The organism is Ectopseudomonas composti (assembly GCF_900115475.1).
Taxonomy (GTDB): domain Bacteria; phylum Pseudomonadota; class Gammaproteobacteria; order Pseudomonadales; family Pseudomonadaceae; genus Aquipseudomonas; species Aquipseudomonas composti.
The window spans coordinates 18,043-30,792 of the sequence record NZ_FOWP01000001.1; the positions used below are offsets into that span (position 1 = coordinate 18,043).

At 65.1% G+C, this 12,750-nt stretch carries 10 protein-coding genes; all 10 read left to right on the forward strand.

The genetic code is table 11. The features are described from left to right. Nucleotides 1-10 precede the first annotated feature (10 nt). On the forward strand, nt 11-1,387 hold the full coding sequence (algK, locus tag BM059_RS00100; RefSeq protein WP_074935906.1) for an alginate biosynthesis TPR repeat lipoprotein AlgK: 1,377 nt from the start codon (nt 11-13) through the stop codon (nt 1,385-1,387). A gap of 14 nt (nt 1,388-1,401) precedes the next feature. Next, the gene (locus BM059_RS00105) at nt 1,402-2,841 is read left to right on the forward strand and encodes an alginate export family protein (RefSeq protein WP_074935908.1); all 1,440 of its coding nucleotides are present in this window, start codon (nt 1,402-1,404) and stop codon (nt 2,839-2,841) included. Between the two features lie 11 nt (nt 2,842-2,852). After that, the gene (algG, locus tag BM059_RS00110; protein WP_074935909.1) at nt 2,853-4,388 is read left to right on the forward strand and encodes a mannuronan 5-epimerase AlgG; all 1,536 of its coding nucleotides are present in this window, start codon (nt 2,853-2,855) and stop codon (nt 4,386-4,388) included. Between the two features lie 11 nt (nt 4,389-4,399). Continuing rightward, nucleotides 4,400-5,830, forward strand: coding sequence for an alginate O-acetyltransferase (locus BM059_RS00115; protein WP_074935912.1), 1,431 nt, complete (start codon nt 4,400-4,402; stop codon nt 5,828-5,830). Nucleotides 5,831-5,840: 10 nt separating this feature from the next. Then, entirely contained in the window at nt 5,841-6,914 is a 1,074-nt protein-coding gene (locus tag BM059_RS00120; RefSeq protein WP_074935914.1) for a mannuronate-specific alginate lyase, read from the forward strand. 118 nt (nt 6,915-7,032) lie between these two features. After that, nucleotides 7,033-8,484: an MBOAT family O-acyltransferase gene (locus BM059_RS00125; protein ID WP_074935916.1), complete on the forward strand. Its 1,452-nt coding sequence runs from the start codon at nt 7,033-7,035 to the stop codon at nt 8,482-8,484. 15 nt (nt 8,485-8,499) lie between these two features. Then, complete coding sequence (locus BM059_RS00130; RefSeq protein ID WP_074935920.1) at nt 8,500-9,633, forward strand: alginate O-acetyltransferase; 1,134 nt, start codon at nt 8,500-8,502, stop codon at nt 9,631-9,633. Nucleotides 9,634-9,658: 25 nt separating this feature from the next. Then, nucleotides 9,659-10,306, forward strand: coding sequence for an alginate O-acetyltransferase AlgF (locus tag BM059_RS00135; protein ID WP_074935922.1), 648 nt, complete (start codon nt 9,659-9,661; stop codon nt 10,304-10,306). Between the two features lie 215 nt (nt 10,307-10,521). Further along, entirely contained in the window at nt 10,522-11,958 is a 1,437-nt protein-coding gene (locus BM059_RS00140) for a mannose-1-phosphate guanylyltransferase/mannose-6-phosphate isomerase (protein ID WP_074935924.1), read from the forward strand. Nucleotides 11,959-12,209: 251 nt separating this feature from the next. Then, a complete protein-coding gene (locus tag BM059_RS00145) occupies nt 12,210-12,674 on the forward strand; it encodes a multidrug transporter (RefSeq protein ID WP_074935927.1) in 465 nt (154 codons plus the stop codon). The last annotated feature ends 76 nt before the right edge of the window (nt 12,675-12,750 follow it).

Consider the following 12,750-nt stretch of genomic DNA (forward strand, 5'->3'; position numbering starts at 1 on the left):
GGAGATCGCCGTGAGCATGCCCCTTCTTCGCCCTGCCCTGCTCGGCCTCGTCGTCAGCGCCACGCTGGCCGGTTGCGCCGGCCTGCCGGATGAGCGCCTGGCCCGCGAAGCCTTGCAGAGTGGCGACCAGCAGACGGCCGAGTGGCATTTCCGCCAGCTCGCCGAGATGGGTTACAGCGACGCGCAGATCGGCCTGGCCGATATCTACGCCGCCAATGGCCAGACCCAGGACCTGGACGAGGCCGAGCGCATCTACCGCCAGGCCCTGGACGGTTCGCCGCGCGCTGAAGCGCGCCTGGGCAAGCTGCTGGCGCGCAAGCCCGGCAGCACTCTGGCGGAGCGCCAGGAGGCCGCCGAGTTGCTGGAGAGCGCAGCACAGGCTCGCGAGCCCAGCGCGCTGCTGCCGCTGACCGAACTCTACCTGTTCTACCCACAGGACTTTCCCGCCATGAACCTCGCGCAACGTATCCACGACTGGCGCCAGCAGGGTCTGCCGCAGGCAGAACTGGCGCAGATTCTTCTGTACCGCACCGATGGCACCTACGACCAACACCTGGGTGAAATCGAGCGCATCTGTCAGGCGCGCCTGGCCAGCAACGACGCCTGCTACGCCGAGTTGGCCACCGTCTACCAGAAGCAGAACCGCGAAGACGACCGCCAGGCGCTGATCGAGCAACTGCTGGCGGGTTACCGCGCTGGCAGCGTTTCGCCCAACCAGGTCGACTCCGTGGCCCAGGTCCTCAGCGACCCGGAGCTGGGCCAGCCGCAACCGCAGCTGGCGCAAGACCTGCTCGAAGCCATCGCGCCGAGCTATCCAGCGGCCTGGGTCAGCCTGGCGCGCCTGCTCTATGACTATCCAGGGCAAGGCGATACCGACACGCTGCTCGGCTACCTGGACAAGGGCCGCGAAGCCGCCCTGCCGCGTGCCGAATTGCTGCTCGGGCGCCTGTATTACGAAGGCAAGCTGCTGCCGCAGCAGCCGAAGAAGGCCGAAGAACATCTGCGCAAGGCCGCCCCCAGCGAGCCCAGCGCCAATTACTACCTGGGGCAGATCTACCTGCGCGGCTACCTCGGCGAGGTCTATGCCCAGCAGGCACTTGATCACCTGCTCAGCGCCGCCCGCGCCGGCCAGCTCAGCGCCGACTTCGCTCTGGCGCAGATGTTCAGCCAGGGCCGTGGGGTCAAACCCAACCCGGTCAACGCCTACGTATTCAGCCAACTGGCCCTGCCACGCAACACGCCGCCGACCCTTGAGCTGGCGCATGCGGTGGCCGAGAGCCTGACCCCGGCACAACTGGCCGAAGGCCAACGCCTGCTGCGCGAAGAGCGCGATGCCCGCGGCATCGTCCTGCAGCAGCAGGCCGCCCTGCAGGTCAGCCAGCCATGAATAGAGATGCACGCATGCAGTTGAACAAGATCGTTAGTCAGTTGGGTCTGAGTGCCAGCCTGCTGGCCGCCAGTACGGCCTGGGCGGCGGATGCACCGAAGAACTTCGGCCTGGATGTGAAGATCACCGCGCAATCGGAAGACGACCGCGACCTCGGCACCCGCAGCGGTGGCGACGTCAACGGTATCGGCCTCGACCTGCGCCCCTGGGCCTACGGCGAGCGCGGCGACTGGAGCGCCTTCGCCATGGGCCAGGCAGTTACCGCCACCGACACCATCGAAACCGACCCGCTGCAGGACGATGGTGAAGACAGCTCCCAGAGCAGCGATGCGCGCCAACCGGACAAGAGCTACCTGGCCATGCGCGAGTTCTGGGTCGACTACGCCGGCCTCACCGCCTACCCGGGCGAGCACCTGCGCGTCGGCCGCCAGCGCCTGCGCAGCGACGACGGTGCTTGGTGGGACACCAACATCGAGGCGGTCAACTGGCGCTTCGATACCACTCTGCTGCAAGCCAACGTCGGCGTTGCCGAGCGCTTTTCCGATTACCGTACCGACCTCGACGACCTGGCACCCGAAGACGAAGACCGTCAACACTTCTTCGCCGGCCTCGACTACCAGTGGACGCCCGGCCACCGCATCGGCGCCAAGCTGCACCACAGCCGTGACGACGGCCGCCTGGCCAATCCTGGCGAGCGTGTCGACGAGCTGAGCAAGCGCTACACCGGCGACCTGACCTGGTTCGGCCTGCACGCCGACGGCGGCTTCTTCGAGCGCAATTCGCGCAATCGCCTCAACTATTGGGCGCAGCTCACCTGGCTGCAGGGCGACACCGATCAGCTGCAGCAGGAAGTGGTCGGCAACGACCGCATCGCCAGCGGTTCGCGCAGCCAGGATGTCGACGCCTGGGCCATGGACCTGGGCCTGCGCTACAGCCTCGACGACAACTGGAAGATCGGCGCCGCCTATGCCCGAGGTAGCGGCGGTGGCGACGAAGGCAAGTCGCGCCAGTTCATGCAGACCGGCCTGCACAGCAACCGCGCCAATTTCACCGGCGTCGAATCGCGCCTGCACCGCTACGGCGAGGCCTTCCGCGGCGAGCTCTCCAACCTGCAGGTGGCCAGTGCCTTCAGCTCCTGGCAGTTGGGCGAGGATTACGACGCCAGCGTCGTCTATCACCGTTTCTGGCGCGTCGATGGCGACCAGGACGTCGGCGACAGCGGCATCACCGCGCCGCTGGTGGCGGGCGAGAAAGACATCGGCCAGGAAGTCGACCTAGTGCTGACCCGCTACTTCAAGCAGGGCCTGCTGCCGGCCACCGTCGCCGAACAACTGGATGATCGCTCGGCGCTGGTGCGCCTGCGCGCCGGCGTGTTCCTGCCAGGCGACGCCTATGGCAGCGGCACCGACTCGGTGATGCACCGCGCCTTCGTCGACTTCATCTGGCGCTTCTGAGGGATCGGATCATGCAACCCAACGGCTTAGCCCTACCCCTGCTGCTCAGCGCACTGTGCCTCACCGCGCCCCTGGCTCAGGCCAACCCCGAGCAGCACCAGTTCGACTATCGCGTGCGCAGTGCACCGGCCGACGAACTACACATGGAAGCGCCAAAACTGCCTGACCTGTCCGGCTACACCAAGGAAGCCGTGCTGGCCAAGATTCCGCGTGAAAAACGCGGCCAGGTGGTGGTACGGCGCATGCTGCGCCAGGACGCGCTGAAGGACTTCACCGGCGGCAACGAACGCCTGCGCGAATGGATCAAGCGCCAGCAAGGCATGCCCCAGGCAATCTTCATCGAAGGTGGCCTGGTCACCGCGCAGGACATCGCCAAAGCGCTGCCCGACAGCCAGTTCGCCGAGCAGGCGCCAGGTGTATACCTCGCCCGCCTGCCCATCGTCGTCGCCGAAGGCGCGGCGCTGCACGTCGGCAAGGAAACCCGCGAACTGCGCCTGTCGCAAGAACGCGGCTCGTTCCTGGTCAACGATGGCCTGATGTTTCTCACCGATACCCGCGTCACCGCCTGGCGCGAGGCCGACAACGGCCCGGCGACCATGCGCGACAACGGCAAGGAATTCCGCCCGTTCCTGGTGTCCTGGGGCGGCAGCGAGCTGTACATCGCAGGTAGCGTGCTGACCAGCCTGGGCTACAACAACTCCAAGTCCTACGGTGTGTCGATCACCCAGTACACGCCGAACATGCACGAGCGCCTGCAACGTGAAGAACCGACCGGCTGGCTGATCGACTCCGAGTTCGTCGACCACTGGTACGGCTTCTACTGCTACGAAGCGCAGAACGTGGTGATCAAGGGCAATACCTACCGCGACAACATCGTCTACGGCATCGACCCGCACGACCGCTCGCACGGTCTGATCATCGCCGAGAACACCGTGTTCGGGACCAAGAAGAAGCACGGCATCATCATCTCGCGCGAGGTCAACGACAGCTGGATCATCAACAACGAGAGCTACGACAACAAGCTCTCCGGCGTGGTCATCGACCGTAACAGCGAACGCAATCTCATCGCCTACAACCGCGTGCACAGCAACCATGCCGACGGCATCACCCTGTACGAGAGCGGCGACAACCTGCTGTGGGGCAACCAGGTGCTGCGCAACCAGCGCCACGGCATCCGCATCCGCAACAGCGAGAACATCCGACTCTACGACAACCTCTCGGCGATGAACCAGCTCACTGGCGTGTACGGCCACATCAAGGACTTGTCCGACACCGACCGCGACCTGGGCCTCGACCCGTTCGACACCAAGATCTCGATGATCATCGTCGGCGGCACCCTGGCTGGTAACGGCTCCAGCCCGATCAACATCGACTCGCCGCTGTCGGTCGAGTTGTACCGCGTGAAGATGCTCGCGCCGCGCAAAAGCAGCGGCATCCAGCTCGCCGGCATCCTCGGCGAGAAGCAGGACGAAATCCTTGACCTCATGGTGCGCCAGCGCCTGCCCGTGCTCATCGATCCGATCGAGCCCGAGTCGATGACCAACTGACGAGGCCTCCCATGACCGCATACAAACTGAAAACCCTGGCCCTGGCAGTGACCTGCGCCGCCTTCGGCAGCACCCTGCAGGCCGAAGAGCGCCAGGCGCCGCACTACCAGGTCGAAGACTGCTGCTCACTGTGCCCGGCGGCGCACGATGCCAGTCGCTACACCACCAACTACATGAAGAACTTCATCACCCTGCTCGACGCCGACGAAGGCTGGCTGTTTCGCAGCGTCGAGGACCTGCGCACCGAGTTCGGCACCAGCGAGGTCGGCTACCAGCGCCTCAAGGAGCTGCGCGACGGCCTCAAGCAGCGCGGCGTGGAACTGGTGGTGGTCTATCAACCGACCCGTGGCCTGGTCAATCGCAACAAGCTGCGCGCGGCCGAATATGAGCGCTTCGACTACGACAAGGCACTGCGCAACTATCGCCAGGCACTGACGCGCTTCGAACAGCTGGGCATCTGGGTACCGGACCTGACCCCGCTGACCGACGAGAACAGCGACCAGGAGTTCTACTTCCGCCGTGACCAGCACTGGACGCCCTATGGCGCCGAGCGTACCGCGCGCCTGGTGGCTGAGACGGTCAAGCGCATTCCCGGTTTCAGCGACCTGCCGCAGAAGGAGTTCGTCACCGAGCGCATCGGCCTGATGGGCAAGACCGGCACCATGCAGAACGTCGCCAGCCAGCTGTGCGGCACCGGTTATGCGGTGCAGTACGTCGACCAGTTCGTCACCGAGCCGAAGGACGCCAGCAACGGCGATGCGCTGTTCGGCGACGAGAGCAGCCCGAAGATCACTCTGGTCGGCACCAGCCACAGTGGCAAGAACTACAACTTCGGCGGTTTCCTCGAACAGTACCTGGGCACCGACGTGCTCAACGCCGCGTTCCCCGGCGGCGGCCTGGAAGGCGCCATGCTCGAGTACCTGGGCAGCGAGTCGTTCCAGAACGATCCGCCGAAGGTCCTCATCTGGGAATTCTCGCCGCTCTACGACCTGGCCTCGGACAAGATCCACCGCCAGTTGATGGCCACCCTGAACAACGGCTGCAGCGGGCAGACCGAGTTGCTCAGCAGCGAGAAACGTCTGCGCCCGGGCAGCAACGAAGTGCTGGTCAACGGCGAGAACAAGCTGCTGACCCTGGCCGGCAACCGCCACCAACTCGATCTGCGTTTCAGCGATCCATCGGTCAAGCGTGTCGACGCCACCATCTGGTACCTCAACGGCCGCCGTGAGCAGCTCAAGCTGGAGAAACCCAACACCGTCGACACCGACGGGCGTTTCGCCGTCGAGCTGCGCAACGAGCCGGGCTGGGGTGAGCAGAACTTCTTCGCCCTGGAAATCCAGAAGCCCGAAGACAGCGCCGACGACCTGAAAGTCCAAGCCAGCCTGTGCCAACGCCCTGACGGGCCTGGCCAGCAGGTCGCGCAGCACCGCGCGAACGACTGAGGAGGCCACCATGCCCATACGACTCGCCCCCTTCACCCTCGCGGCGCTGCTGCTCAGCGCCCCGGCCTTCGCCGAGCTGCAACCACCGGCGGGCTACTACGCCGCCGTGGGCCAGCGTGACGGCAAGGCACCCACCTGCCCGACGGTGCCGCAGCCGTACACCGGCGAGCTGCAGTTCACCAGCAAGTACGAGGGTTCCGACAAGGCACGCGCCACCCTCAATCGCCAGGCGGAAAAGAACTTCCGCGAGCAGACCTCGCCCATCACCCGCCTGGAGAAGGAAGCCGGACGGATGATCACCGGCTACATGCGCACCGGTCAGCCGCAGCGTCTGGAATGCGCCATCGAATGGCTCGACCAGTGGGCCAGCGCCGATGCGCTGGAGTCCGAGCAGTTCAACCACACCGGCAAATCGATGCGCAAATGGGCGCTCGGCAGCCTGGCCGGTGCCTGGCTGCGCCTGAAGTTCTCCGAATCGCAGCCACTGGCCGCCTACCCGCAGCAGAGCGCACGCATCGAGGCCTGGTTCACCCGCCTGGCCGAGCACACGGTGCGCGAGTGGAGCGACCTGCCGTTGCGCAAGATCAACAACCACAGCTACTGGGCCGCCTGGTCAGTGATGGCGGTGGCGGTGATCGATGATCGTCGCGACCTGTTCGACTGGTCCGTCAGCCAGTTCCGCATCGCCGCCAATCAGGTCGACGACGAGGGTTATCTGGCCAACGAGATACGCCGCAACCAGCGTGCCCTGGCCTATCACAACTACGCCCTGCCGCCGCTGGCGATGATCGCCGCGTTCGCCGAGGCCAACGAGGTCGACCTACGTGGCGAGAACCATGGCGCTCTGCAGCGCCTGGCCGAGCGCGTACTGCAAGGCGCACACGACCCGGCTGAGTTCGCCCAACGCGCGGGCGCCAAGCAGGACATGAGCGAGCTGCGCAAGGACTTCAAGTACGCCTGGCTCGCGCCCTACTGCAGCCTCTACGCCTGCAGCGAACAGACCCGCGAACTGAACCAGGAGATGGGGCCGTTCAATAGCTTCCGCCTCGGTGGCGAGGTGACCCAGGTGTTCGAAAAACCGTAGGAGCGGCTTTAGCCGCGATTTTCGCGGATGAGTAGGCTCCTACGGGACGTAGCAAAACAAACCCTCCGCTCGCGGGGGGAAAGGGGGGCGCTGCCCCAGCTGTTCACGGAGAAGCAGGATGGTCTTTTCATCCAACGTCTTTTTGTTTCTGTTCCTGCCGGTCTTCCTCGGCCTGTATTACCTGTGTCCGAATCGCGGACGCAACCTGCTGATCCTGATCGGCAGCTACACCTTCTATGCCTGGTGGCGGGTCGATTTCCTCCTGCTGTTCGCCGCCGTGACACTGTGGAACTACGTCTTCGGCCTGCGCATCCAGGCGTATGCCGGCACCGAAACGGCACGCCGCTGGGTAGTGGCCGGGGTGGTCGGCAACCTGGCCACGCTGGGTTACTTCAAGTACGCCAACTTCGGTGTGGCCAACATCAACGCCGTGCTCGAATCGATGGGGATGGAGCCCTTCGTGCTGACGTCGGTGATCCTGCCGATCGGTATTTCCTTCTACATCTTCCAGTCGATCAGCTACCTGATCGACGTGTATCGCCGCGATACCGAACCGACGCGTAACCTGATCAACTTCGCCGCCTTCATCGCCCTGTTCCCGCAGCTGATCGCCGGCCCGGTACTGCGCTACAAGGACCTGGCCGACCAGTTCACCGACCGCACGCACAGCCTCGACAAGTTCAGCGAGGGCGCCACGCGCTTCATGCAGGGTTTCGTCAAGAAGGTGTTCATCGCCGACAGCCTGGCACCACTGGTGGACCACTGCTTCGCCCTGGACAACCCCAGCACCGGCGACGCCTGGCTGGGCATGATCGCCTACACCGCACAGCTCTACTTCGACTTCTCCGGCTACAGCGACATGGCCATCGGCCTGGGCCTGATGATGGGCTTCCGCTTCATGGAGAACTTCAATCAGCCCTACATCAGCCAATCGATCACCGAGTTCTGGCGGCGCTGGCACATCAGCCTGTCCACCTGGCTGCGTGACTACCTCTACGTGCCGCTGGGCGGCAACCGCCACGGCACCTTCAACACCTATCGCAACCTGTTTCTGACCATGCTGCTGGGCGGTTTCTGGCACGGCGCCAACTGGACCTTCCTGATCTGGGGTGCCTGGCACGGCATGTGGCTGGCCATCGAACGGGCCATGGGCGTGAAGGCTGCACCGACGCTGTTCAACCCGCTGAAGTGGATCTTCACCCTGCTGCTGGTGATGCTCGGCTGGGTGATCTTCCGCGCCGAGAACCTGGACGTGGCCGGGCGTATGTACGCCGCCCTGTTCAGTTTCAGCGACTGGCAGTTGAGCGAGCTGACCCTGGCGAGCATCACCGGCCTGCAGATGGTCACGCTGGTGCTGGCCTGGGTGGTGATTGCCGTCAACGGCGCCCGCCAGTTCATCGCCAGCCGCAACCGTGAGCCAGCGCTGACCCTGGCCAGCGCCGGTGTCGCCCTGCAGGCCATCGACCTGCGCATGGTGGCCGTGCGCGGCGCCCTGCTGCTGCTGTTCTGCGCCTCGCTGCTCAAGCTCTCGGCGCAGAGCTACTCCCCCTTCCTCTACTTCCAGTTCTGAGCGGAGGCCGAGCTTATGAATCGCCCCATCAAAACCTTGTACGTCGTGCTGTTCATCCTGTTGCTGCTGCCCGTCAGCCTGCTGGCCCTGAGCAAGCTCGGCGCTTACCGCATGCCAGCGCAGCCGAGCGTGCTCGACGGCGGCCTGGCCAAGAGCATCGAGCACCACTATGACGAGAATTTTCCGCTCAAGCAGGCAGGTATCAACCTCTGGGCCGCCCTGGAATACCTGGCGTTCGGCGAGGGCCGCAGTGGCCTGGTAGTCGGTGAAGACGGCTGGCTGTACTCGGACGAGGAGTTCGACCCAGTGGCCGACGGTCAGCGCCAGTTGCGCGACAACCTGGCGCTGATCCGTGGCGTGCAGCGCCAGCTGGAAGAACGCGATATCCAGCTGCTGCTGGCCATCGTCCCGGCCAAGACCCGTCTGTATCCAGAACATACCGGCACTCACCAGCCCAGCGCCCTGCAGCGCAGCCTGTACCCGCGCTTCCATCGCGCGCTGCGTAACGCCGGAATCGCCGCACCGGACCTGCTCGGCCCGCTGCAGGCAGCCAAGCGCGAAGCACCGATGTTCCTGCGCACCGACACCCACTGGACCCCGCAAGGGGCCGACGTCACCGCACGCGCCCTGAGCGACGTGGTACGCAGCGCCATGCAGTTGCGTGGCGAGCCACAGCAGTTCGTCACCGAGACCGTGGAAACCCGCTCGCACCAGGGCGACCTGACCCGCTTCCTGCCGCTGGCACCGCTGTTCGAAAGCCTGATGCCGCAAGCCGACCGCCTGCAGCAGCGCGAGACCCACGCTGCCGAGGGCAGCAGCGACGACCTGTTCGGCGACAGCGACCTGCCAGTGACGTTGGTCGGCACCAGCTACAGCGCCAACCCGGCCTGGAACTTCGCCGGCGCCCTGCGTGAGCACCTGCAGCGCGACCTGGCCAACCACGCCGAGGAAGGCGGCGGCCCGCTGGTGCCGATGCTCAAGTACCTGCAAAGCGACGAACTGAAGAACAACCCACCGCAGTTGGTGATCTGGGAATTCCCCGAGCGCTACCTGCCGATGACCAGCGACTTCACCGACTTCGACCCGCAATGGCTCGCCGCACTCAAAGACGGCGGCGAGCGCCAGGGACTGGCTGCCGCCAGCCACTGACTCATCCCCCTAGGAGGACTATCCGATGAACACTCAAACCACCCTACGCCGCTTCACCCTGGGCGCCTGCGCCCTGGCCCTGGGCCTCGGCATGTTCCAGGCACAGGCCGACGACGGCGCCCTCTACGGGCCCAAGGCACCGAAAGGCTCGGCCTTCGTTCGCGCCTACAACGCCAGCAGCGCCGAACTCGACGTCAGCGTCGGCCAGACCCAACTCAAGCAGGTCGCGCCGCTGGGCTCGAGTGACTTCAAGTTCCTCCCGGCCGGCAGCTATCAGGCACAGGTCGGCAGCACACAGATGCCGGTCGACCTGCAGGCCGAGCGTTACTACACCCTGGTCAGCCAGACCGGCGCCAAGCCGCGCCTGGTCGAGGAACCGCCCTTCACCAGCCGGCAGAAAGCCCTGCTGCGCGTGCAGAACCTGACCGACAGCACCCTCAGTCTGAAGACCGCCGACGGCAAGACCGCCGTGGTCGCCGATGTGAAGCCGGACGGCCGTGGCGACCGCGAGATCAACCCGGTCAAGGTCGGCCTGGCGCTGTTCGATGGCGAGCGCAAGGTCGCCGACCTGAAACCGGTGACCCTGGAGCGCGGCGAAGTGGTCAGCCTGTTCGTCACCGGCGGCCAGGGCAAGCTGTCGCCCGTGTGGGTCAAGCGCCCCATCGACGGTTAAGGAAACGCTGAAATAGCCGTCATTCCCGCGCAGGCGGGACTCCAGAACCTACGTAGTCCCTGGGCTACCGCCTTCGCGGGAGTGACGATAAATGGCTTTTTCAGAACGTTCTTAAGGCAGCGAGTTTTTTCTAGAACAAGGAAAACGGCGGGTACACGCCGCACCGACACGACACGGGCATCCATCTCGTAATGAACGTTAAGGAGAGACACCTCATGACCCCCATCATCCTTTCCGGTGGCAGCGGCTCCCGACTCTGGCCTCTTTCGCGCAAGCTGTACCCCAAGCAGTTCCTCGCCCTGACCGGCGAGCAGACCCTGTTCCAACAGACCCTGCAGCGCCTCTCCATCGAAGGCATGCAGCCGCCGGTGCTGGTGGCCAACCAGGAACACCGGTTCATCGTCCAGGAGCAGCTGGAGCAGATCGACCAGCAGGCACAACTGCTGCTGCTCGAACCCTTCGGCCGCAACACGGCACCGGCCGTGGCCATGGCCGCCTTGCAACTGATGGCCGAAGGCCGTGACGAGCTGATGCTGGTGCTGCCGGCCGATCACGTGCTGGACGACCAGCAAGCCTTCCGCCAGGCCCTGGCGCTGGCCACCGTGGCCGCCGAGAAAGGCGAGATGGTGCTGTTCGGCGTGCCGGCCAACCGCCCTGAAACCGGCTACGGCTACATCCGCGGCAAGGCCGACGAAGCCCTGCCCGATGGCGTCGCGCGCGTCGCCAGTTTCGTCGAGAAGCCCGATGCCCTGCGCGCCACCGAGTACGTCAAGAGTGGCGACTACTACTGGAACAGCGGCATGTTCCTGTTCCGCGCCAGCCGCTTCCTGGAAGAACTCAAGCAGCACGACGTGGACATCTACGACACCTGCCTGCTGGCGCTCGAACGCAGCCAGCGCAAGGACGCCGAGATCGCCATCGACCCGGCCACCTTCGCCTGCTGCCCGGACAACTCCATCGACTATGCGGTAATGGAGAAGACCCAACGCGCCTGCGTGGTGCCGCTGACCGCTGGCTGGAACGACGTTGGTAGCTGGTCGTCGATCTGGGAAGTGCACGACAAGGACGACGCCGGCAACGTCATCAGCGGTGACGTGCTGCTCGAGGACAGCCGCAACTGCCTGGTGCACGGCAACGGCAAGCTGGTGTCGGTGCTCGGCCTGGACGACATCGTCGTCGTGGAGACGAAAGACGCCACCATGATCGCCCACAAGGACCGCGTGCAGGACGTCAAGAAACTGGTCAACAAGCTCGACGAACAGGGCCGCAGCGAGACCCAGAACCATTGCGCCGTGTACCGCCCGTGGGGCTCGTACGACTCGGTGGACATGGGCGGTCGTTTCCAGGTCAAGCACATCACCGTCAAGCCCGGCGCGCAGCTGTCGCTGCAGATGCACCACCACCGGGCCGAACACTGGATCGTGGTATCCGGCACGGCCAGGGTCACCTGCGACGACCGTGAGTTCCTGCTCACCGAGAACCAGTCCTGCTACATCCCGATGACCTCCGTACACCGCCTGGCCAACCCGGGCAAGATCCCGCTGGAGATCATCGAGGTGCAGTCCGGCACCTACCTGGGCGAGGACGATATCGAGCGTCTGGAAGACGTGTACGGCCGCAGCGATGCGGTAGCAGCCGTCGCCGCCCACTGAGCGCTTCGTAGCCCGGATGCAATCCGGGCTACGTCCTTGTTCATCCGGGGCATGCGCAACGCCCCCCTCTCCCATTCATGGGAGAAGGGTTGGGGAAAGGGCAGAAGACGCCACGCAGTCGCAGGCTCTCCCTTTCCCTGCCCCTTTCCCGCTGAGTGAAGGAGGCTGTCACACCCTGCGACAGCCCTCGCGGTTACCCTGACCAGACACCTTGTGTAGGATGAGCGCAGACTTCGCAAAAGGCTGCCCGCATGCTGTTCGGTGTCGTACTCGTCATTACCTGGCTGATCCTGCTGATCCGCTACCCGACCAAGGCCCTGCCGGTGTCCATGGCCGCACTGGTCGGTCTCGGCCTGGTGTCAACCTGGGTGCTCTGGCAGGAAACCCGCGACGAACGCTACCTCGCCCATCTCGAACTGCGCCTGGGCTTCGACCCGCAGCGCTGTCCTGCTGATCGCCCGCTGGCCATCGACCTGAAGAACGGCAGCGATGCAGCGCTGCTGGAGCTGCGCTGGGAAGTCGCCGCCTACCGCCCCGGCAACGCCACCAACCTGGCCCAGCGCCTGTATGAATCGCCGCGCTACAGCGGCCCGGGCGAGCTTCTGCCTGGCGCCAGCTGGAGTGACTGCATGCCCCTGCCCGATCTGCGCAGCGGCTATCGCCCAGCTACGCTGGAGTTTCGCGCCGAGCGCCTGCAGGGCAAGTTCATTCGCTGATACCTGCTGCTCACCTGCCGTAGGAGCGAGCTCTGCTCGCGAAGCTTGTGACGTCACCTACGCTCGCGAGCAGCGC